The organism is Pantoea sp. UYEF8 (assembly GCF_040546285.1).
Taxonomy (GTDB): Bacteria; Pseudomonadota; Gammaproteobacteria; order Enterobacterales; family Enterobacteriaceae; genus Pantoea; species Pantoea brenneri.
This window is the reverse complement of record NZ_JBEPNM010000006.1, coordinates 87,706-108,914: the sequence shown is the minus strand read 5'-3', so window position 1 is coordinate 108,914 and position 21,209 is coordinate 87,706. Positions and strand designations below refer to the sequence as shown.

Genomic DNA, 21,209 nt, shown 5'->3' with positions numbered 1-21,209 from the left:
GTGCGCCCATGCTAATACCCTCAAAACTCAGCCGCCCGGTTCGCCTTGAAGGCACCGTCATCCGTGAAAGACTGCTGCAAAAACTGACCGCTGCCGGCAATTACCGGCTGGTGCTGATCACCAGTCCGGCGGGCTACGGCAAAACCACGCTGGTGTCGCAGTGGGCGGCGGGTAAAACGCATCTTGGCTGGTATTCTTTAGACGAGGGTGACAATCAGCCGGAGCGGTTCGCCGACTACCTGATTGCTGCACTGCAACAGGCCAGCAACGGCGGCTGTCCGCGCAGTGAATTACTGGCGCAGAAGCGACAATACGTTAATCTCAACGCTCTGTTTTCTCAGTTGTTTATTGAGCTGGTGGAGTGGCAGCAGCCGCTGTGGCTGATCGTTGACGACTACCATCTGATCACCAATCCGGTTATTCACGACGCGATGCGTTTTTTCCTGCGTCATCAACCCGAAAATCTGACCCTGATCCTGCTGTCACGAAATCTGCCCCAGCTCGGCATCGCTAACCTGCGGGTGCGTGAGCAGCTGATCGAACTCGGCAGCCAGCAGCTGGCGTTTACCCATCAGGAAGCGCGCCAGTTTTTCGACTGCCGGCTGGCCGCGCCGCTGGAAAGCGAGGAGAGCGGCAAGCTGTGCGATGACGTCGCAGGCTGGGCTACCGCGCTGCAGCTGATCGTGCTGTCGGCGCGCCAGGGTGCCAGCGCGGCACATGACTCGGCGCGGCGCCTTTCCGGCATCAATGCCAGCCATCTCTCCGATTATCTGGTGGAAGAGGTGCTGGATAATGTCGACCTGCCGACCCGCCATTTTTTACTCAAAACCGCGCTGCTGCGCTCAATGACCGATGAGCTGATCGCCGGTGTCACCCGCGAAGAGAACGGCCAGATGCGGCTGGAAGAGATTGAGCGTCAGGGGCTGTTTTTACAGCGGATGGACGATTCCGGTTGCTGGTTCAGCTACCATCCGCTGTTTGGCAATTTTCTGCGCCAGCGCTGTCAGTGGGAACTGGCGGCGGAGTTGCCGGCACTGCATCGGGCCGCAGCGGAAAGCTGGATGGCGCAGGGCTTTCCCGGCGAGGCGATCCATCATGCGCTGGCCTCCGGCGATGCCAGCATGCTGCGCGACGTGCTGGAGAAGCACGCCTGGACGCTGTTTAATCAGAGCGAACTGCCGCTGCTGGAAAACTCCCTGAAAGCGCTGCCGTGGGAGATGATGCTGGAAAATCCGATGCTGGTGCTGCTGCAGGCGTGGCTGATGCAGAGTCAGCATCGCTTTTCCGAAGTGGACAGTTTGCTGGCCCGCTTTGAACAGGCCAGCCGCTGCGAGATTGACGACGCGCTGCGCGGCGAATTTAATGCGCTGCGCGCTCAGGTGGCGATCAATGATGGCAACACCGATGAGGCGGAGCGACTGGCGAAAGAGGCGCTGGATATCCTGCCCGCCAGCCGTCACTACAGCCGCATTGTGGCGACCTCGGTGCACGGTGAGGTGATGCATTGCAAAGGCGACTTAGACAATTCTCTTAACCTGATGCGCCAGACTGAACAGATGGCGCGCCGTGATGAAGTCTGGCACTACGCGCTGTGGAGCCTGATTCAGCAGAGTGAAATCCTGTTTGCTCAGGGCTTTTTACAGGCGGCCTATGAGATCCAGAGCCGGGCGTTTGTGCTGGTCGACGAGCAGCACCTGGCGCAGTTTCCGCTGCATGAATTTCTGCTGCGGATCCGCGCTCAGCTGCTGTGGGCGTGGGGACGGCTGGAGGAAGCAGAGCAGGCGGCACGCGAAGGCATCAAAGTACTGACCGGCTTTCAGCCGCAACAGCAGATCCAGTGTCTGGGGCTGCTGGTGCAGTGCTCGCTGGCGCGTGGCAATCTGGATAATGCGCGTAGCTACCTCAATCGGCTGGAAAACCTGCTGAATAACGGCAACTGGCACAGCGACTGGATCGCTAACGCCGATAAAGTGCGGGTGATCTACTGGCAGATGACCGGCGACAACGAGAGCGCCAGCAACTGGATGCGGCAAACGCCGAAACCGGCTTTCGCCAATAACCATTTCCTGCAGGGACAGTGGCGCAACATCGCCCGGGCGCAGATTTTACTCGGCGATGTCAGCCAGGCGGAAGTGGTGCTGGAGGAGCTGAATGAAAATGCTCGCGCCCTGCGGTTGATGAGCGATTTGAATCGTAACCTGCTGCTGCTTAATCAGATTTACTGGCAAACCGATCGCAAAGCCGACGCGCAGCGCACGCTGATCGAGGCGCTGAAACTGGCGCGCAGTACCGGCTTTATCAGTCATTTTGTCATTGAAGGCGAGATGATGGCTCAGCAGCTGCGCCAGCTGATCCAGCTGAATACCCTGAATGAGCTGGACAATCACCGTGCCCGGCGGATCCTGCTGGAGATCAACAAATACCACCGTCATAAGTTCGCCCATTTTGATGAGGGATTTGTCAGCCGGTTACTCAACCATCCTGACGTGCCGGAATTGATCCGCACCAGTCCGCTGACGCAGCGTGAATGGCAGGTGCTGGGCTTGATCTATTCGGGCTACAGCAACGATCAAATTGCCGGCGAGCTGGCGGTGGCGTCCACCACCATCAAAACGCATATCCGCAATCTCTACCAGAAGCTGGGCGTGACGCATCGTACGGAGGCGATGAATCAGGTGCAATCGCTGCTGAAAATGATGGGTTACGTCTGACGACCTGGGTTGCTACCGGCGGGCATCCGCCCGCTTATGCTGAAGGGAAATCAGAAGTAAAAAGGTTAATGAGGAAACATCCCGCCTTCACCCCATCCGGATGATTCAACGGCGGCTGTTCAGACCGGCGTAAGAACCACCGCATATCAGCAAACCGGTTTTCATCTATAAAGCGCGCGTTGAAGTGGGGCAGACACTGCGCTGATGCAGGCACCCATCAGGCTGGCCGCAGGACTGGATTCTGAAACAGGACATCCATCGCATGACCACAAAGCCCGGCTTCTCTGGTGATTACCCAATGACCTTACCGGCTCAGTCTCATCAACTACTGAAACATCTATTTGTTGAGATCCCAGCGTTGATAGCAGGCGTTAATCTCGCGGGGTAACGTCAGCATTAGCCGGGGGATCGTAATCTGCTCAAACAGCGTCCTGTAGCGAAGGCGGTTTGCAGGCGCAATAAGCGCAATGTATTTGAGCATCTCCCAGCTAACATTCTCCCTGCCGGTTTTGAGCCCGCCGATTCTGGGTTTTGATGAGTAACATCTGCGAATATAGCGCAGCAACGCTATCGGCACCGGTACATCAAGCAGGATTAGCCCTGTGGCACGTTCGAGTCGTGGATGTATGCATTTTGTATAGTTGCCCTCCATCACCCATTTTTCCTTTTGCACCGCCTCAGCATGTAACTGATAAAAATCCTCTGGTTTCCGGGGGACCCATTTTGAATCCGGCAGATGATGCAGTTGATCCAGATGGATTAAAGGCAAAGATGTTTTACGCGCTATCGCATCAGCCAGCGTTGATTTACCGCTGTTTGAGGGTCCCATAATGCAGATGCGTGGGCCCAGTTCTTCCAGTGATAACGATGTATTCATAAATCAGTCCTTCAACGTTCCCGGAAAAAAACACAACTAAGGGTAACAGTATTAATAGTTTAAAGTCTTTTTCGGTGCGGCGGCAGGCCAGAAAAGGACGCCGGTTGGGGGCACTAACCGACAGGATTGCCAGGCGTCAGATTGTATACGGCAAGTTCAGCTTCTGCCGTTGGGTTACGGTCGGCGTTGAGCGCAGGGCGGACGCAATCGCACGAAGCGAAGTCCGTGCTGCAAAAGCATCAGCACTATGGCCCGCGCGAAATGGCCGTCAGTACGACCGGCCATATTACGTGTTCCAGCGTACTCACTGTTTCAGTCGCGGATTAACCATCCGTTGAACGTGTTATTGCTTCCCACTGTTCCATTTCCTTGCCTAAAGCCGTGAGCTTTTGCCGCACTAAATGTAATGCATCACTGCCTAACAATAAATGCACTGGCGGGGTCTGGCTCTCAATGATTGCCAGTATGGCGCGGGCTGCCTTTACAGGATCGCCAGGTTGCTTACCGCTTTTTTCCTCACGAGCCTGGCGAATAGGATCAAACAACGCGTCGTAGTCCGGAATGCTGCGAACGCTGCGAACCATTGATCGCCCGGCCCAGTCGGTGCGAAACGAGCCAGGTGCCACGGCTGTCACCTGTATGTTGAACGGGGCAAGCTCTTTGCTTAACGTTTCAGATATTCCTTCCAGTGCAAATTTGCTGCCGCAGTAATAACTGATGCCGGGCAGGGTAATGAAACCGCCCATTGAGGTGATATTAATAATATGGCCACGACGGCGCTGGCGCATATCTGGTAGCACGGCTTTGATCATCGCCACTGCGCCAAACACGTTCACGTCAAACTGGCGGCGCATCTCTGTGATTGATGATTCTTCCATTATGCCTTCATGGCCGTAACCGGCATTGTTTACCAGCACATCAATCGGACCGACGTCAGACTCAATCTCGCCAACGACCTTATCAATACGCTCAAAGTCGGTGACATCAAGCAGACGGCCAAAAGCCCGCTGCACATTGAGCGCCTCGAAAGCCTGCTGTGCTTCGCGGGTGCGAACGGTACCCACCACCCGATGGCCTGCGGCGAGGGCTTCCTGTGCCAGCGCCTGACCAAAGCCGCTGCTGACGCCGGTGATTAAAATCGTTTTTACAGATGTCATAAAAAAACTCCCCTGAACTGTGGAAGTTGCATAGTATTTTATGTTCTGCTGCATTTTCAGGCCGTATCTTCTCTTTTTCTTGCCTGATTTTATGAGGTGGTGTGATGTCGGGGATGATGACCTTAGTGAAAGCACTGGCGGCGCAGGAGGGGTATAACCTTACTGCGTTGCCTGACGTGAGAATTTTGCGTGCCGATCGCCCGCTTGCCCGAACGCCTGTGCTTTACGATCCGGGGATCGTGATTGTTTGCCAGGGCAGCAAGCGCGGCTATTTTGGTCAGCAGACTTATTTATATGATGAACAGCATTATCTTGCAGTTTCGGTGCCGGTGCCGTTTGTGATGGAAACCGAGGCGTCAGCAGAACATCCGTTGCTGGCGATTTATATGCATCTGGATTTTCAACTGGCCGCGGAACTGATGCTGCAGATTGAACAACATGATGTCCCGCATCCTCCCGCCGCGCCGCAAAGCATGATGTCTAGCCCGATGGACGACGCGGTAAAAACGGCCGTGCTGCGCTTGCTTGAAGTCCTGAACAATCCGCTTGATGCGGCGATCCTCGGCCCTGCGCGGGTGCGTGAGCTTTATTACCGCGTATTGACGGGCGCACAGGGCAATGCAATGCGCGCCGCACTGGCCCTGCAGGGACAGTTTGGCAAAATAGGTAAAGTGCTGCAGCGCATCCATGCGACCTATGCTGAGCCGTTAACACTGACACAACTGGCGATGGACGCCGGCATGAGTGTGCCGACATTTCATAGCCATTTCAAAGCAATAACCCGAATGCCGCCGATGCAGTATGTGAAATCGGTACGCCTGCATCAGGCGCGGATGTTGATGGTGCGTCAGCAGATCACTGCCGCCGCCGCGAGTTATGCCGTCGGCTACGAAAGTCCGTCGCAATTTAATCGCGAGTTCAAACGCCTGTTTGGGCTGCCGCCGGCTGAGGAGATAAAATGCATGCAGCGTCACTTCGCCGTTCCGCCCGTACAGCAAGCGTCGGTATTTGTTTCATCGCATTAAGGTCTGTTCGACATAGCTGAATAAACCGTGACCCAGGCAACGTCTGATGTTGGCGCAGTATCGACTGTCACCAGGCACAGCGCGACGTACCTGGCCGGCACGCGCAAAGCGGACTGACGATGCCTGTGCCCATATCCGAAATAAGCGAAAGACGCACATTGTTAATTTTAAAAAGCACAGTCATTTGGCAGAGGCAGCCTTTTAACATTATCTAGATGTCTTTTTCATAATTGATGGTTTCCTTCACTGCAGTGAGGGCAAGCCGGAGCCTGTCCAGGCTGACCGAGCCGAGCGCGAGGCGTATGGCGTGCGGCACATTTGATGATGTACTGAATGGCTCGGCGGTTGAAACTGATATCTGCTGGTCCATTAATCGATGCAAAATTCGTTCAGCCCTGACCTCTGCGGGTAAGGGCAGCCAGATGAAATAAGCGCTGGCATGGCTTATCCACTGGCCGTCACCCATTATCTCGCGCGCAATGGCCTGACGCTGTCGGGCATCGCGCCGCTTCATTGATTCCAGTTTTCTTATCGTTCCATCCTTAATCCAGCCACAAACTATCGCAACCATAAGGGCGGGTGTATTCCATGTCGTGGCCCTGATAGCGCGTTCGAGAGGTTGTCGCATTCCAGCCGGAGAGACCACCACGCCGACACGCAGGCCGGTGGCAATATTTTTAGCAAAGCCGGTAACGTAGACCGTCCTTTCAGGCGCATAACAGGCCAGCGGGGGTGGTGGGCGACTGACCAGAAAAGCGTAGGCCGCGTCCTCTATCACAAGTAAATCAAATTCCCGGGTAATACGGGCGAGCTCACTACGCTGGGCGTGGCTCAGCACCCAGCCCAGGGGGTTATGCAGCGTGGGCATTGTGTAGATCGCCCGGACGCGCCTGCTTTGGCAGATTTGCCGGAGTGCGGTCAGGTCAGGGCCGCTCACGCCGGTGGGTATGGGCACAAGCTCCAGATGATAAAGCGTGGCCAGTGCTTTAAAACCAGGATAGGTCAGTGCATCCACAGCGACCACATCACCGGGTTTCAGCAAACCCATCACTGCGACGGTAAGACCGTGCTGTGCACCGTTCACAATCAGCAAGTCATCCGCAGATGCCGCAATACCGGCGGTTGCCAGCCATGTCGCGATGATATCCCGATCGGTTTTTCTTCCGGCGTGAGGGTGATAACGCAGCAACGATTCGAGATCGCCAGTGGCGGCCAGCTGGCGCATTGAATCGCGCAGTTGCTCCTTCTGGTCTGGCAGGGAAGGGTAGTTAAAGTTGAGATCCAGCACATCAGCAGCCAATGCCAGCTGATCAATACCCTGGCCGGCAGGTAACGAGATATCCCGGACAAAGGTGCCGCGGCCTGTTTCTCCCCGCACCAGGCCAATGGCTTCCAGCTCTGCGTAAACGCGGGTTGCAGTGGCAAGGGAGATGCCTTTATCCACTGAGAGTGCCCTGTGGGTTGGAAGCCGTGCACCGGCAGGAAGGCTGCCGTTTCGGATCGCAGCGGCATATTCATCCACGACAGCTTTATAGCGCACCCTCATGAATTGTACCTATGACAATTTTTTGATTGTCATGAATCATGGGGCTTAGCATAGGAACTGTCAATTTACAGTCGGGCTGATGATATAAGCACTTGAGGAGAGGGATGTCGTGGCGACAAATGATTTAAATAACGCTAATTCTGGTTCGCTGTCCGGCTGGATTAATGGTTTTCTGGGTGTGCTGATATTCAGCGGATCACTTCCGGCTACACGCCTGGCCGTTCAGGATATGAGTCCTTTTTTTCTGACTTTCATGCGGGCCTCTGTTGCCGGCGTATTGGCGATTGCACTGCTTTTGCTCTTCAGGCAGAAACCTCCTCAGCGCAATCAGGTGTTCTCATTAATAATTGTTGCGGCTGGTGTAGTGATCGGTTTTCCGCTGCTGACAGCTATAGCACTGCAGCATATAACCTCCTCCCATTCAGTTGTATTTCTCGGACTGCTGCCGTTGGCGACGGCTGTTTTTGGCGTGATCAGAGCAGGAGAACGACCACGACTGCCATTCTGGATATTTTCCGCATTGGGCAGTCTGTTAGTGGGCGGATATGCTCTGTCGCAAAATGCTTCGGTTTCGCTGTTCGGTGACCTGCTGATGCTGGCTTCCGTGCTCGTCTGCGGGCTGGGTTATGCTGAGGGTGCCAGGCTTTCACGTGAACTTGGTGGATGGCAGGTCATCTGTTGGGCACTGATTATTTCTCTGCCGCTGATGCTGATGGCTGCCTGCGTAACAATGCCAGAAAATATCAATGCCATAACCATCGAGAGCTGGCTGGCGCTGGGCTATGTCTCCCTTTTCAGCATGCTGATCGGCTTCATTTTCTGGTACAAAGGATTAGCTACCGGTGGCATTACGGCTGTAAGTCAGTTGCAGTTGCTGCAGCCGTTTTTTGGCCTCGGGCTTTCCGCCTTACTGCTTTCGGAAACGGTGAGTCCTTTGATGCTGCTGGTTACGCTAGGGATCATTCTCAGCGTCATCGGTTCGCGCCGGTTCGCACGTTAATGAGCTGAATTAATGTAAATGCTACAGTTCCGTAGACAACGTTTTCTTGTTGCACAAAGCGGCCTGATATAAGCGAAGGGCGGACCTTAGTAATGATGAGTTGGTGTAGTTTTGCTGGTTATTCTGAAATATCAACATTATCAGCGGTGGTCGATATTGGTAGAAAAAATTCTTTTAACAGAGACGCTTGAAAACCCGCTTTCAGGTGATATCTTCAGTGCATAATTACCTAATCGGGAAGAGAGCATGATTACTCTGAGGGATATGAATGAAGAAGAATTCGAAAGTTATCGTTCTCTTTTCATCAATGAATATGCGCAGGATCTACAAAGAAATCGGGAATATCGCCCTGAAAAAGCACGAGCCAAAGCCATAGAATCTATTGATGCCGTGTTAACTAAAGGCGTTGCGACTCCAGCTAATCAGCTGTGGTGTATTCAACAGCTTGATGAACCAGAAGAGATTATTGGCATTCTGTGGCTGTCCCTCACCGGGTCATCAGCGTGGATAAGTGATTTCTACATTTATCCCGACTGGCGCAGTCGTGGATTCGGCGGTTTGGCCTTGAACGTAATGAAAACAGTGCTGAAAGAAATGGGCATCAATGACGTCGGACTTAGAGTAGCCCCGAACAATGCCTCAGCCAAAGCACTGTATCATAACAATGGCTTTCATATTACCGGCATTAATATGACGCAAAATTTAAATTAAATTTTTTAGCTGGTTTAGATAAATTTCTTTTAAAAATAAAAATGATACATTTTTTAACACCCTGCCGTTCAGCGCTTCATAAAACGTTTAAATCAGTTTTTTTGCGACATGCTACTTTTTTTCAATAAAAGTTGAGTAAATAACTGCCACTTAATCACAACTTATTTTACCGCCGTTTCAGCGCTATTTTTGACTGACTCCATCTCAGGAAAGGACTCAGCTTTGTGCGGTGCCGCTTCTGGCACAGAGCGGACATGCTTGCGCGGCGTAGTCCGCTCTGAGCGAGAAGCGGACATTCCGTTTGCAACAGGGGTCAAGAGCGCATCGGAATAAAAGGGCCAATCAGATTCTTACTAATCAGAAGCGACGAAGATCTTTAATGGCTAATTCCTCAAATGACCTGCTAAAAAATTGTATTTATGGATTGATTACTTACTGGCGTATAAGCATGCGTACCTGCTTGCCGCGATAGTTAACACAATCTTGAAACTGGAAACCAAAACGCTCAGCCAGATAATTTGAACGTTTATTTTCTTCGTCAATGATACAACATACTGGGGATGAAAATGTCTGGTCGGCCCATAGTAAAACTGCGGCCAGTGCTTCAGACGCATAACCTTTGCCACGAACCTCAGGAACCAACGTCCATCCAGCTTCAGGGTATTTTAACTCAGGTGTGATATCACGATGAGCATCCTGGAAACCAAACGAACCAGCATAACGACCTGTTGTTTTCTCAAACACTGCCCAATAGCCATACCCTAACGCATGCCAGTGCCCGATATAACGTAATAAGCGGGTCCAAACCATTTCTGCTGTTGGATTTTCACCGCCATTAATTTTAGCCATTTCAGAAGTGCTCCAGCACGCCATAAGCGTTGGAAACTCATCGAGCGTAAATTGTTTTAAAATCAATCGTTCTGTTTCAAGTCGAGGCGCTTGCTGAACAGTCATCACTTCTCCTGGTTTTAGCATACTTGATGCGGCTGTTTTACCACCATGCACGTTTCTTCTTTGACGGGCAATCAAACTGTATCAACGTCCGCTGCTGGCACAAAGCGGACGTGCACTGTAACAGTCGCTCACGAGCGAGTATCAGCGCCTTCCATTGCCGCGTTTACTCTGAGAATGGTCTGCCGTGTAGGGTTGAATTCGCGGGCGTTCGAACGGATGCTTTTCCTTTCACTAAGCCGCAGCAAGACCTCTTTCTTTTGTTCGTAATCCGGCGCAGGCGGACGACCGAAACGCTGCTCCGATGCCTTAGTACGCGCGTTATTCTCTTATCGTGAACTCAACTATTGTCCCTGGAAAAAGAACCTCTGACTGCGCCAGGTGATACTCCCGTGGTGCGTTTGAAGGCGCGGCTGAAAGCCGCCAGTGAGCCATACCCCATGTTGGCAGCCACGACCTCAACGGGTGTATGTTCACGACGGAGGCAATGCATGGCTAAGCGCATTCTGAGGTCAGTAAGATATCTAAGCGGTGAAGTGCCCGTTGCTGCCAGAAAATGCTGACTGAAACCTGAGCGTGACTGGCCAGCCTCCTTAGCAAGTTCAGCGGTAGTCCAGTTTTTTCCCGGATTTTTGTGCATCATAAAAATAGCACGGCTGAGTCGGGGATCGTTCATGGCTCCTACCCATCCCGTTGCGTCGTCACACCCACCAGCCACCCATCCGCGAACGATAAGAGCCGCTACAACCTCAGCCAGCCGTGCAAGTATTCCGGCACTCCCGGCCTGTTCGCTCATTGTTTCGCGTTCCATGGCATCAAGCATTGGCTGGAGCTCAGGGGACTTTTCCGGCAGCATACTGACCAGCAAAAGCTCTGGCATCGCAGACATCAGGGGCTGCATCCCACCAAGATCGAAATCCATACAGCAGCTGAACATCACCGGTTTTGCATCCTCTGCGACTAAAGCATCTTTGTCGGGTTTGTTTGCCGGATCAAAATACAGCACCTTGCACCTGGCAATGTCAGAGGATTCAAACACGGCATGTGGCCCTCCATGAGGGAGCAGAACAGCATCACCGGTGTCTAGCTTATAGGTTTCGCCCCCCGGGCTGCTCAACCAGACAGGGCCGTAGCCTACAAAATGGAACTGTCCTCTTCCGGTGACGTTGGTAAAACCTATTCCTTTAGACTCAGGGACATTTATTTTGCTGAACTGCACGCCCTTAAGGTGCATGTCATGGAGTAACTGGCTGATTAATTCACTTGAGCGACCATTCTGAGAAGTTGCCATTTATCTTTTTTGGACGATTAATCAAATTATATGGACAACATATCATAGTATGTCCAATACCGGCGTCCTACACTTCGTTTTTAACTTAACGGAGTGAATAAATGAACAAACCTTACCGATTCAGGACGTGGGGAACTGCCTTACTAATTCTACTGCTGACAACGCTATCTTCACTGGCCAGCGCCAGTGAAAAACACTATACGGTCACCGCGCCCGATGGCGTAAAAATCGCCGTGCAGGAATCGGGTAATCCAACCGGGCCTGCCATTATTTTTATTCACGGATTATTAGGCAGTCGTCTCAACTGGGAAAAACAGGTCAATAGCCCTGAACTGCAAAACTACCGAATGATCACTTATGATCTGCGTGGGCACGGGATGTCAGGTAAACCAGAAGATGCCGAGGCTTACAGGAATGGACGTCACTATGCTGACGATTTGGCTGCCGTCCTCAAATTAACGGGAGCCCGTCATCCGGTACTGGTTGGCTGGTCACTGGGTGGCGTTGTCATGTCAAACTATCTCGCAGCTTATGGCGACGCAGGTATCAGTGGTGTCATGTACGTGGATGGAGTGATTGAGCTGAACGCAGCACTGATTACACCGCATCCGGAGGTCTATGCAGGTCTGGCCTCTGACGACGTCCGTACGCATCTTGAAGCCGAGAGGGCTTTCCTGAGTTTATGTTTCCATACTCAGCCTGACGCTGTGACCCGTGAGTTATTGCTTTCCAGTGCCGCTATGGCTTCCTGGGTTATGACACGCACAACGCCATCAATGACCGTCGCTGCTGCTGAAGGTTTGCCTAAGGCGAGAGTTCCCGTTTTGATGATTTATGGCGGCAAGGATCAACTTGTGAAGGTACAACCGAGCATCGCCCGCGCACGCGAACTTAATGACCACGTCCAGACGAAACTTTATGCAAACTCCGGACATGCTCCATTTCTGGAAGAAGCGCCACGCTTTAATCGCGATTTGTCAGCGTTCATGACGTCTGCAGCGGTAAATGGAGACGCTCAGTGATAAGCACAACATTTGTATTACTGCACAGTGGCTGAGGCTATTCACGCGTCGCCCGAATTTAGCGCGCAACAGGGCACGACGTATTCATACCCACTTTAACAGGATCGGGGGAGCGCTCACATCTGGCTTCACCCGCCATAAATAGATCCACTCCTATAAGGGATGTGCTTAACGTTATTGCTTTTGAAGGATTAGGTGACCTCGTACTGGTTGATCATTCGTATGGAGGACTCATTATCACGGCGGTGGCGGATGCCATTCCCGACAAATCAGATCCCTGGTTTACCTTGATGCATTTATTGGTGAGCACGGTAAATCCCTATTTAACATGGACTCCCCCTCTGCTACCAGGCTGGCAGAGAATACCACTGCAACCCAGGTGAAGCTGACGCAAAGGGAATTAACGAAGATCGAAAGCGCAACGGCCTTATTTAATTTGAGGGCGAACGCTGGGCTCCGTAGATGATAGATTGGGTCAACCAGGATACGCCAATCAACAATGCAGATAAGAAAACTCAGTGAGTAATCCGCGGATTCAGACTCATTATTTCCATCTTTGACTAAGCGTTTTACTCCCTCAAATCGTCATTCGACAGCATGGCCACCGACGCATTTCTCAAATCACGCCGGAATACCTTTCGGCGCTGGCGTGAAATCAGTTCACATCGATTAAGGCAAACATTCGTGTCCGCTTCCGGCACAGAGCGAACACTTATCCGGCGTAGCTGTCAGGTGGACCGCATCCCTGTGCGCCTGGCTTCCGGAACCATGGGTTGGTGTAATCTTCCGCCGTATCCAAACGGGCCTGGAGAGCAGGCCGGCAGCCTGCCAGACGACAGGCTGCATGAGAAATCAGGGAATAAGTTTGCTGCTTCGCATCGCGTCCAGATGTTCAATCAACACTTCATCAGAGCGCTTGATCATGGCGTCAAACCCTGCCTGACGTGCTTTGGTGACGTCAAAGATGGCGTCTTTCTTAACATGGAAGATAAAGTCACCAAATCCACCTAACGCCAGTTTGTCGATATCTCGCTCCTGCAGATGCGCCTTGTCGGCGATGGATGACCAGAGAGGCTTAAGCGCGCTGAGACGTTCGCTAAGCGAAACAGGCTGCGCCTCGCCAACCGGAACGCCAAACCAGTCAGCCAGTTTCGGCCAGACGTGACACCAGCGAAACACGTCGCCATTGGTGATATTGAATGCGCCGAATCTGGCATTTTCGGCAGCCCAGACAGCGCTTTCACCGAGGATGCGGCTGTCAGTGATGTTCACCAGGGTATTGCGATAAGCGTCATCCGGGCCGGGAAAATGCAGGGCGGTTGCCGTTTCGCGGCAGATTGTACCGTACACGCCGATTAAATTTCCCAGGTTCATCGGCGATCCGAATGAGTGACCGATGACAATATCCGGGCGCAGTGCAGTCCAGCCGATGCCTTCATCGCCAATCTTTCTCGCATAGTCCTCATGCCGGAAATAGAGGTTCGGCGGAAAATGACGACTGTCCTCTTCCCGCGCCGGGGTGCGGTAAACGCCCAGATGGGCACCATAAACCTTTCCGCCCTGAATAAAGATAATATGTTTCAGCGAATTGCCTGACGAGCGTACCGCGCCGATCAGATTTTCAAACATCAGCGCATTGATATCCGCTTCCACGCCTGGATTAGGATCCTGGCGCAATGCCGCATAAAAAATGTGCGTCACCGTTTCAAACGCTTCCCGGTGTTGATTAAGATTTTCGGAAGAGGTCAGGTCAGCGCTGATATGAGGAGAAGGGTGAGGGCTGTGCGGCGAACGCCCAAGGGTAGTGATTTGCCAGCCCGCGTTTTGGAAGGAATCATGAGCGGCAAAGCCAACTACGCCGGCAGCACCGACCAGCAATACGTGCTTATCATTCATACGTTTCTCCGTTTTGTTTCATATAACCCGTTTTAGCAGCAACATACAGAGGGTATTACCACTGACAGCAAACCGAGCCGTTGCTGTACGCCGTTATTAAAAAGTGATCGATATAACATAATGAGTCAAACGACGATCGGCAGGCGAAGCGTCCCCCGTGCACCGCACAGAGTTTTTTAACCCGCCGCAGATGTTTGCCCAAAGCGCCAATACAGGTCGCTGTGAAAAAGCAGTTGCAACAGCTTCATCCGGCAGCAACGAGCGTGAAGCGAACATGCTGTCGCCCTGCATATAACTAAATTTGGCAAATATGATGGGTTTATGAGGTGGCGATAGGGTGGCCCATTATCCGGGTAACGATAACTTTCGGAAAATGAACCCTGCCTCTGTGGGATGAATAGGGTTAACGAACCATCTTATGGGATTGTAAAATCCCGTATGAAATTAAAAATCTGTTCGGGATTGCCGTTTTATTAAGGCTGCACTGCAGTCAATTAAAGAGAGGGAGACTGAATATGCGTATTCGCCTGGCCACTGAAAACGATGCTATATCCCTGATTACTATCGACTCTGTTGCCACGCACCAGCCAAAACGCGCGACGCAAATCCGCAGCTGGTGTGCCCAGTCTGTCTGTTATATTGCCGAACAGCAGGGGATAGCGATGGGATATGGCGTGCTGAACTATCATTTCTTCGGCTGCGGCTTTATTGAAATGCTGATGGTAGGGGAACACTACCGCCGCAGGGGGATCGGTCTGGCGTTGATTGCAGCGTTGAGGTCCCGCTGCCAGCACCCGAAGCTGTTCACCTCCACCAATCGTTCTAACCTGCCAATGCAACGTCTGCTGTTGAACGCCGGATTTATCGCCAGCGGTCAGGTCGACAATCTCGATGACGGGGACCCGGAAGCGATATTTTTTATTCCGGCCTTAACGTAGCGCAGAGAGAAAGGGACACAGACACCCATATCCAGGGTGCCAGGCTAAGCGAGTCCAGGGTTTTAGCGACCGCTGTATCTACCGGGAAGTGCCTTTCTGAGAAGGTTCTGGCAGTGAATCAGGCAAAAACTGGCCGGGTTTAAGACAATTCATCCTTCTGATAAATCGGGCCTTTACCTTCAGGCTGCGTCTGAGATTGTTGCCGAGAATTGATAACTGTTTCACGCAAATATTCCCGCAACGCTACCGGCTGCTGCCGCCCGGCTTGATGCGGCATCATCCTGATCTTTTCCCGGCTGCCTTTGACCGTCATCCCCGGCCAGCATTCCTCAACGTATCCGATAAGAAACCTCCCGATTGCCGTGCTGTCGATGGCGTTATCAATCATGGCAGCTAAGCTTAGTTGACACTTACCCGGTCGGGCAGCCACACCTTTCCGGCCGCAAGCAGGAGAAGATCATGAAAGCAGTTATTTACAACGGTCCCTATGATGTAAAAGTTAAAGACGTGCCGGATGCAAAAATTGTTCGCCCTACCGATGTGCTTGTCCGCATTACCACCACCAATATTTGTGGATCGGATTTACACATGTACGAGGGTCGGACCAGCTTTGAGCAGGGACGTATTTTGGGGCACGAAAACCTGGGTGAGGTGGTTGAAATTGGCTCAGGAGTGGAGCGGGTTAAGGTCGGTGACTATGTCTGTCTGCCATTTAATGTCGGATGCGGTTTTTGCGAGAATTGTGAAAAAGGTCTGACCGGTTTTTGCCTCACCACTAATCCCGGTACTGCGGGCGCGGCCTATGGTTTTGCTGAAATGGGCGCCTGGGAAGGCGGTCAGGCTGAACTGCTTCGGGTCCCCTTTGCAGACTTTAACTGCCTGGTGCTTCCGCCTGACGCAGTAGAAAAAGAAGATGATTATGTGATGCTCTCTGACATTTTCCCTACCGGCTGGCATGCGACAGAACTCGCCGGATTAAAGCCTGGTGAAAGCGTAGCCATTTACGGCGCGGGGCCGGTGGGTCTGATGGCCGCACACTCAGCCATGATAAAAGGCGCTTCACAGGTATTTGTGGTGGATACACACCGGGACCGTTTAGCGCTGGCAGAGAAAATGGGGGCGACGGGCATCAATGCGACCGGCGATGAAGCCGTGCAGAGAATTCTCGACTTAACTGACGGACGCGGCACTGACTGTGGCTGTGAATGTGTGGGCTATCAGTGCTGTAACAAACATGGCCATGAAGACAATTCGGTCACCATGAACAGCCTCGTTGCATCAACCAAAGCAACCGGGGGAATTGGTGTGGTTGGCGTGTTTATCCCGCAGGATCCGGGAGCTGCATCAGACCTTGCCAAAGAAGGTAAGATGCCGTTTGATTTCGGCAGTTTCTGGTTTAAAGGACAGTCAATCCGCACCGGCCAGGCGAACGTCAAAGCCTATAATCGTCAGTTAGCCCGTTTAATTCATCAGGGTAAAGCCAGCCCGGGCGACATAATCTCACACCGTCTTTCGCTTGCTGAGGCGCCTGAGGGATATAAGCACTTTGACGATCGCGATGAGGGATGGACCAAGGTTATCCTTAAGCCTTAACTGACGCTGATCGGTAGGAAAAAATAGAATCGTAACAATGTAGAAATGTCGACGGGATACCATTGCGTATCCTGTTATAATATTTATCTTCTGCCGCCAGGCTCGCCCCCGTATCTATTGTGATGTTTAATGACGCATTATGAATATTATCTGGCCCTTTGAGTAGCACCCGATCTTCTTAAGGCATCAACGAAATAAACGCTATTCATGTAATAACGATTAGAGTGGGTGAGAATGAAGTGCGATATCATAATATTTCTATGTAACATCAGGTCGGGATAGATCCAGAATCAAAGCCACCTGCGTATTACAGGTGGCTTTTAAACGATTCTGAGCCGCATTTTTATCTTAAGCTGGTTTTGAAAAACTGTTCAAACCGGGCAAAAGGGATCTTACCGGCAGCGTTGTCATATAAGTCCACATGGTTTGCGCCGGGGACGATCACAAGCTCTTTCTCAGTGCTGCCAACCGCTTTATAGGCATCTTCTGCAAAATAGCGTGAGTGCGCCTTTTCACCTGTAACAATCAACACAGGAATGGTGATTTCATTTGCGTAGCTAAGCAGCGGCATGTTCATAAATGACAAGGGCATCGTTGCATTCCATGCGCCATTAGAGTTAACAGAACGCTCATGGAAGCCGCGCGGCATTCTGTAATAATCAAAGAACTCTTTCAGCACCGGGTGTGGATTCGCGGGTAATGTTTCCGGCAGAATTCGCTCAGAAGCGCTTACGCTGCCATTCTTATCCACATTAATATCGTGACTACCGCGGGCGATCGTTCCGCTTTCAGCATCTTTCCAGCGCTGCTCGTTCAGGTACTGTAATACGGCACGGCGATCGGCGGTTGAATAACGGTCTTTGCCATCTCCAACGCCATGTCCCATCGCCCGGCTCATGTCGTACATCACGCTGGTCGCAACTGCTTTTACGCGTGTATCCATCGCCGCCGCATTAAGTGCCATGCCTCCCCAGCCGCAAATACCGAGTAATCCAATACGATGGCGATCCACTTCTTTTTGTAGTCCAAGGAAATCAACCGCCGCGCTAAAGTCCTCGGTATTGATATCCGGAGAGGCGACATTACGCGGATAGCCGCCACTTTCACCCGTGTAAGAAGGATCGAATGCCAGCGTAACAAATCCCTGTTCGGCCAGGGTCTGTGCATACAGGCCGCTTGATTGCTCTTTGACCGCACCGAAAGGACCACTTAATGCAATCGCAGCCAGTTTACGTTCGCCCCGATTTTTGGGGATGTAAAGATCCCCTACTAATGTGATCCCGTAACGGTTCTGGAAAGCCACCTTGCGATGATCAACCTTATCGCTCTCTGCAAAGGTTTTATCCCATTTTTCTACCATTGAAACAGGCGAGTTCGGATTAGATGTATCAGCATAACTCATTGTTGTAACCCCACTTAGTGATGCGCATAGCAGCATGGCGGGTAGCGCGGCTGTCAGCTTTCTGGTGAAAACATTCATTTAAATTCCCCTGAAAATGAAAATTGAGGTACAGGTTTCATACGGACAGTACTGCTGTGCTTTGATGCAATGCGCTCATTATAGGTAGCAAAAATAGTGCTGATTAGAGGGGGGGAATTGCTAAGATTAATAGCATATTGTTATAAATGAAGGGCTGCATCAGTCTTCCTTTGCGGCCAGATATTCTGAGGACGCGCAGATGGCGAAACGGGAAAATTATAATGAGCTCTACTTGTTTATGCAGGTGGTGCGGGAGGGCAGTTTCACTGCAGCTGCACAACGTCTTGGACTTGCACAATCAGGTGTTAGTCGTTCTGTCCGTGAACTTGAAGAAAGGCTGGGTATACAGCTTCTGGTTCGCACTACGCGCAGGCTGTCGTTAACACAGGCAGGTGAGCAACTGTATCAGACAGCAGAATCTGGATTTGATGCTTTAGATACGGGGCTTGCCACGCTGGCCTATTACCGCAACACCCCGTCCGGTACGGTACGCATCAATGCCAGCCAGCATGCCATTGATAAAATTCTTTTACCGAAGCTGGCGCTATTTAAGCAACGTTATCCTGATATCAGGCTTGAACTCATCAGTGAAAGCCGGTTCGTCGATATTATCGCTGAGCGATTTGATGCTGGCGTGCGGCTGGGACCGGAGGTAGGACAGGGTATGGTCGCGGTGCGTATTACACCTGACATGGAGATGGTTGTTGTAGGTACGCCCGAGCATTTTCGTCGCTATGGCTTTCCACAAGCACCGGCTGACTTAGTGATTCATCCTTGTATCGCCTACCAGTTTGCCGATGGAAGCCTTTATCAGTGGGAACTCCTTCAGGACGGTAAAAAAATAACGCACCGACCGCAAGGTCAGTGGGCCTTTTCCGATAGCTACATGGAAGCAAAAGCAGCCAGACTGGGGCTGGGGCTGGCTTATGTCCCGGAGGAACTGGTCGCTGATGATTTAGAGCAAGGCAATCTTATCAGGGCGTTGCCACGTTACAGCCAGCGCCTGGAAGGTTCATTCCTTTATTATCCTCACCGCAATGTGTCGCCGGCACTGAGAGTCGTCATTGATATACTAAGAATCTGATGTTTAGCTAATTATATTCGTCGTTGTTCGGCTCTTTGTTATCGGAATAACGTCCGCTTCTGGCACATAGCAAACGGGCATGAGAGCACTGTCGATTTAATCAAAACGCTTTGCAGCCATCAGAAGTCGTGTCCGGTAATAAGCGATTGATGACCTTACTGTGGCGATTCAGCAAGTAATGCGGCCTGTACTGCCGGACGGGCGCTGATCATATCCCTGTATGCCGACAACGCAGGCCAGCGATGCAGCTCGATCGAGAAAAACTGACTCCAGCCCAGCACCGTGAAAAGATAGGCATCAGCAACGCTGAAAGTTGGCCCGGTCAGATAAGTTTTTTCGTTGAGAGTCACCTGCAGGAAATCGAACTGCCGGAATAGCTTCTCACGAAAAATCGCTCTGACGTTTTCGGGCAGCGTGGAATTGAACAACGGTGCCGATCCAGCATGTATCTCACTGGTGATAAAGTTAAGCCATTCCTGCAGGCGCACCCGAGCCCAACTGTTCGCTGGCGGAGCCAGACCCTTTTCCGGTTTACTGTCAGCGAGGTGCTGCACAATGGCCGGACCTTCAGTGAGTATCTGCCCATCATCCAGTTCAAGTGCAGCGACATAACCTTTAGGGTTAATGGTGCGGAAGTCACGACCGTCAGCGGTGAGCTTATTTTTGTTGTCTACTTTAACCAGTTCAAACTCAAGCTCCAGTTCGCGCAGCACGATGTGTGGTGATAACGAACAGGTATTCGGGGCGTAATAGAGTTTCATTTTATCTCCGCTTAAATTGAAAACCGTCGCGCAACATCCAGCGCGGTGCTGAACTCACTGTATTTGTCGCTGTCTGCACTGTAAAATTAATGCTTCAATGATCAACTATTAGCTGGGCTACTGATAATCATGATGAATCTACTACACTGGCGCTTACTGGTTGCCGTGGCGGATGCCCGCAACATCTCGCGTGCCGCAGAGGAGACAGGGATGACGCAGTCCGGTGCCAGCCAGGCTATCGCCCAGCTGGAGGCTTCACTTGGCTTTCCGGTCTTTACGCGTGAACGCCGAAATATCGGTGTCACCGCGCTGGGTGAGCAGGTTATCGAACAGGCGAGAAACATGCTGTCGGGGCTGAATGCCATCCGCGTGCTGGCTGACCAGAGCCGCGGGTTAACTGGCGGGCGCATTCGCTTGGCCAGTTTTCCATCAGTGACTTCCACCTTGTTGCCCGGACTGCTGCGTGACTTTAAGCGCCAGCATCCCGGTATTGACGTGATCGTTCTGGAAGGCTCGGACGAGGAGGTTGAGGCGTGGCTTGCAGCAGACATGGTGGAGCTGGGGGTGGTAATGAACCCTGACCGGGGGCGTGCAGATAGTGTATTAGGACAGGATGCCTGGGTAGCGGTAATGCAGGCCAGTAACCTGCTGGCTCGTCATGCCAGGACTGATGGCATAACGCTTGCGGCGCTGGCAGATCAGCCTTTTATTCTGGCCACAGGTGGATGTGCAGTTAATGGAAAAAGCCTGATGGATAAGGCGGGTTTGCAGCTATCTGACATCCGCGTGACGGTACGCGACTGGATCAGCGCCTGTAAGCTGGTCGCGGAGGGCATGGGGGTCGCTCTTGTACCTGAATCAGCCCTGTCTGGCGAATTGCGCAACCTGTGCGTAGTACCGCTGACACCGCCGATACACCGTGAGTTCGGGCTGGTTTGTTCGCCATCCGGAAAGTCTTCGGGTGCGACACAGGCACTGCTTAAAGGAATACGGAAAGGCGCATAAGTTGCTCACAGTATCCCCTTGCACTGCGCCAGAAAGTTAACCGGATACGGAGTTGATTGTAGCGTTCAATAAATGTTGCCTTTTAATAGTGCAATATCAAATGTACCCAGCATCTGCCTTTGAACGTCTGGCAGAATGGTCGTTATACCTGATGCCCGGAG

At 52.0% G+C, this 21,209-nt stretch carries 18 protein-coding genes; 9 read left to right on the top strand and 9 right to left on the bottom strand.

Annotated features, from left to right (window positions below; genetic code table 11):
* The first annotated feature begins 8 nt into the window (after positions 1 to 8).
* Complete coding sequence (gene malT / locus ABIB18_RS13295) at positions 9 to 2,711, top strand: HTH-type transcriptional regulator MalT (RefSeq protein ID WP_354474317.1); 2,703 nt, start codon at positions 9 to 11, stop codon at positions 2,709 to 2,711.
* Between the two features lie 337 nt (positions 2,712 to 3,048).
* On the opposite strand, the gene ABIB18_RS13290 is transcribed toward malT, so the two are convergent.
* Complete coding sequence (locus ABIB18_RS13290) at positions 3,049 to 3,588, bottom strand: P-loop NTPase family protein (protein WP_069729159.1); 540 nt, start codon at positions 3,586 to 3,588, stop codon at positions 3,049 to 3,051.
* 323 nt (positions 3,589 to 3,911) lie between these two features.
* A complete protein-coding gene (locus ABIB18_RS13285) occupies positions 3,912 to 4,745 on the bottom strand; it encodes an oxidoreductase (protein ID WP_031374380.1) in 834 nt (277 codons plus the stop codon).
* Between the two features lie 104 nt (positions 4,746 to 4,849).
* Here ABIB18_RS13285 and ABIB18_RS13280 point away from each other — a divergent pair, with 104 nt between their 5' ends.
* Positions 4,850 to 5,770 carry an AraC family transcriptional regulator gene (locus ABIB18_RS13280; RefSeq protein ID WP_354474315.1) on the top strand — a complete coding sequence of 307 codons (921 nt, stop codon included), beginning with the start codon at positions 4,850 to 4,852 and terminating at the stop codon, positions 5,768 to 5,770.
* A gap of 211 nt (positions 5,771 to 5,981) precedes the next feature.
* Here the strand turns inward: ABIB18_RS13280 and ABIB18_RS13275 are convergent, their stop codons facing one another.
* Entirely contained in the window at positions 5,982 to 7,316 is a 1,335-nt protein-coding gene (locus tag ABIB18_RS13275; protein WP_354474313.1) for an aminotransferase-like domain-containing protein, read from the bottom strand.
* 109 nt (positions 7,317 to 7,425) lie between these two features.
* Here ABIB18_RS13275 and ABIB18_RS13270 point away from each other — a divergent pair, with 109 nt between their 5' ends.
* Both ABIB18_RS13270 and ABIB18_RS13265 read left to right on the top strand, forming a co-directional pair.
* Positions 7,426 to 8,316: a DMT family transporter gene (locus ABIB18_RS13270; RefSeq protein WP_094106447.1), complete on the top strand. Its 891-nt coding sequence runs from the start codon at positions 7,426 to 7,428 to the stop codon at positions 8,314 to 8,316.
* Positions 8,317 to 8,562: 246 nt separating this feature from the next.
* Positions 8,563 to 9,027 (top strand): GNAT family N-acetyltransferase, encoded by a 465-nt coding sequence (locus tag ABIB18_RS13265; RefSeq protein WP_089562301.1) that lies wholly within the window; start codon positions 8,563 to 8,565, stop codon positions 9,025 to 9,027.
* A gap of 432 nt (positions 9,028 to 9,459) precedes the next feature.
* Here ABIB18_RS13265 and ABIB18_RS13260 read toward each other — a convergent pair whose 3' ends face one another.
* Both ABIB18_RS13260 and ABIB18_RS13255 read right to left on the bottom strand, forming a co-directional pair.
* Positions 9,460 to 9,981, bottom strand: coding sequence for a GNAT family N-acetyltransferase (locus ABIB18_RS13260; RefSeq protein WP_354474311.1), 522 nt, complete (start codon positions 9,979 to 9,981; stop codon positions 9,460 to 9,462).
* Between the two features lie 337 nt (positions 9,982 to 10,318).
* Positions 10,319 to 11,269: an AraC family transcriptional regulator gene (locus tag ABIB18_RS13255; protein WP_031374386.1), complete on the bottom strand. Its 951-nt coding sequence runs from the start codon at positions 11,267 to 11,269 to the stop codon at positions 10,319 to 10,321.
* Positions 11,270 to 11,370: 101 nt separating this feature from the next.
* Between ABIB18_RS13255 and ABIB18_RS13250 the strand changes: the two genes are divergently transcribed.
* A complete protein-coding gene (locus tag ABIB18_RS13250; RefSeq protein ID WP_046289308.1) occupies positions 11,371 to 12,291 on the top strand; it encodes an alpha/beta fold hydrolase in 921 nt (306 codons plus the stop codon).
* Positions 12,292 to 13,143: 852 nt separating this feature from the next.
* On the opposite strand, the gene ABIB18_RS13245 is transcribed toward ABIB18_RS13250, so the two are convergent.
* Entirely contained in the window at positions 13,144 to 14,187 is a 1,044-nt protein-coding gene (locus ABIB18_RS13245) for an NAD-dependent epimerase/dehydratase family protein (protein ID WP_354474308.1), read from the bottom strand.
* Between the two features lie 515 nt (positions 14,188 to 14,702).
* On the opposite strand from ABIB18_RS13245, the gene ABIB18_RS13240 reads away from it, so the two are divergent.
* A complete protein-coding gene (locus ABIB18_RS13240) occupies positions 14,703 to 15,125 on the top strand; it encodes a GNAT family N-acetyltransferase (protein WP_354474306.1) in 423 nt (140 codons plus the stop codon).
* Positions 15,126 to 15,264: 139 nt separating this feature from the next.
* Here the strand turns inward: ABIB18_RS13240 and ABIB18_RS13235 are convergent, their stop codons facing one another.
* A complete protein-coding gene (locus tag ABIB18_RS13235) occupies positions 15,265 to 15,513 on the bottom strand; it encodes a hypothetical protein (protein ID WP_354474304.1) in 249 nt (82 codons plus the stop codon).
* A gap of 71 nt (positions 15,514 to 15,584) precedes the next feature.
* Here ABIB18_RS13235 and ABIB18_RS13230 point away from each other — a divergent pair, with 71 nt between their 5' ends.
* Positions 15,585 to 16,718, top strand: coding sequence for a glutathione-independent formaldehyde dehydrogenase (locus ABIB18_RS13230; RefSeq protein ID WP_354474302.1), 1,134 nt, complete (start codon positions 15,585 to 15,587; stop codon positions 16,716 to 16,718).
* A gap of 343 nt (positions 16,719 to 17,061) precedes the next feature.
* On the opposite strand, the gene ABIB18_RS13225 is transcribed toward ABIB18_RS13230, so the two are convergent.
* Positions 17,062 to 18,198: an alpha/beta hydrolase gene (locus tag ABIB18_RS13225; protein WP_069730101.1), complete on the bottom strand. Its 1,137-nt coding sequence runs from the start codon at positions 18,196 to 18,198 to the stop codon at positions 17,062 to 17,064.
* 199 nt (positions 18,199 to 18,397) lie between these two features.
* Between ABIB18_RS13225 and ABIB18_RS13220 the strand changes: the two genes are divergently transcribed.
* On the top strand, positions 18,398 to 19,282 hold the full coding sequence (locus ABIB18_RS13220; RefSeq protein WP_089562307.1) for a LysR family transcriptional regulator: 885 nt from the start codon (positions 18,398 to 18,400) through the stop codon (positions 19,280 to 19,282).
* A gap of 155 nt (positions 19,283 to 19,437) precedes the next feature.
* Here ABIB18_RS13220 and gstA read toward each other — a convergent pair whose 3' ends face one another.
* Positions 19,438 to 20,043 (bottom strand): glutathione transferase GstA, encoded by a 606-nt coding sequence (gene gstA, locus ABIB18_RS13215; protein ID WP_354474300.1) that lies wholly within the window; start codon positions 20,041 to 20,043, stop codon positions 19,438 to 19,440.
* A 129-nt stretch (positions 20,044 to 20,172) separates the two neighbouring features.
* Between gstA and ABIB18_RS13210 the strand changes: the two genes are divergently transcribed.
* Positions 20,173 to 21,048, top strand: a complete 876-nt coding sequence (locus tag ABIB18_RS13210) for a LysR family transcriptional regulator (protein WP_354474298.1) — start codon at positions 20,173 to 20,175, stop codon at positions 21,046 to 21,048.
* The last annotated feature ends 161 nt before the right edge of the window (positions 21,049 to 21,209 follow it).

Coding starts and splice junctions, on each gene's coding strand:
- malT (WP_354474317.1), top strand. CDS start 9: ATGCTAATACCCTCAAAACTCAGCCGCCCGGTTCGCCTTGAAGGCACC.
- ABIB18_RS13290 (WP_069729159.1), bottom strand. CDS start 3,588: ATGAATACATCGTTATCACTGGAAGAACTGGGCCCACGCATCTGCATT.
- ABIB18_RS13285 (WP_031374380.1), bottom strand. CDS start 4,745: ATGACATCTGTAAAAACGATTTTAATCACCGGCGTCAGCAGCGGCTTT.
- ABIB18_RS13280 (WP_354474315.1), top strand. CDS start 4,850: ATGTCGGGGATGATGACCTTAGTGAAAGCACTGGCGGCGCAGGAGGGG.
- ABIB18_RS13275 (WP_354474313.1), bottom strand. CDS start 7,316: ATGAGGGTGCGCTATAAAGCTGTCGTGGATGAATATGCCGCTGCGATC.
- ABIB18_RS13265 (WP_089562301.1), top strand. CDS start 8,563: ATGATTACTCTGAGGGATATGAATGAAGAAGAATTCGAAAGTTATCGT.
- ABIB18_RS13260 (WP_354474311.1), bottom strand. CDS start 9,981: ATGACTGTTCAGCAAGCGCCTCGACTTGAAACAGAACGATTGATTTTA.
- ABIB18_RS13255 (WP_031374386.1), bottom strand. CDS start 11,269: ATGGCAACTTCTCAGAATGGTCGCTCAAGTGAATTAATCAGCCAGTTA.
- ABIB18_RS13250 (WP_046289308.1), top strand. CDS start 11,371: ATGAACAAACCTTACCGATTCAGGACGTGGGGAACTGCCTTACTAATT.
- ABIB18_RS13245 (WP_354474308.1), bottom strand. CDS start 14,187: ATGAATGATAAGCACGTATTGCTGGTCGGTGCTGCCGGCGTAGTTGGC.
- ABIB18_RS13240 (WP_354474306.1), top strand. CDS start 14,703: ATGCGTATTCGCCTGGCCACTGAAAACGATGCTATATCCCTGATTACT.
- ABIB18_RS13235 (WP_354474304.1), bottom strand. CDS start 15,513: ATGATTGATAACGCCATCGACAGCACGGCAATCGGGAGGTTTCTTATC.
- ABIB18_RS13230 (WP_354474302.1), top strand. CDS start 15,585: ATGAAAGCAGTTATTTACAACGGTCCCTATGATGTAAAAGTTAAAGAC.
- ABIB18_RS13225 (WP_069730101.1), bottom strand. CDS start 18,198: ATGAATGTTTTCACCAGAAAGCTGACAGCCGCGCTACCCGCCATGCTG.
- ABIB18_RS13220 (WP_089562307.1), top strand. CDS start 18,398: ATGGCGAAACGGGAAAATTATAATGAGCTCTACTTGTTTATGCAGGTG.
- gstA (WP_354474300.1), bottom strand. CDS start 20,043: ATGAAACTCTATTACGCCCCGAATACCTGTTCGTTATCACCACACATC.
- ABIB18_RS13210 (WP_354474298.1), top strand. CDS start 20,173: ATGATGAATCTACTACACTGGCGCTTACTGGTTGCCGTGGCGGATGCC.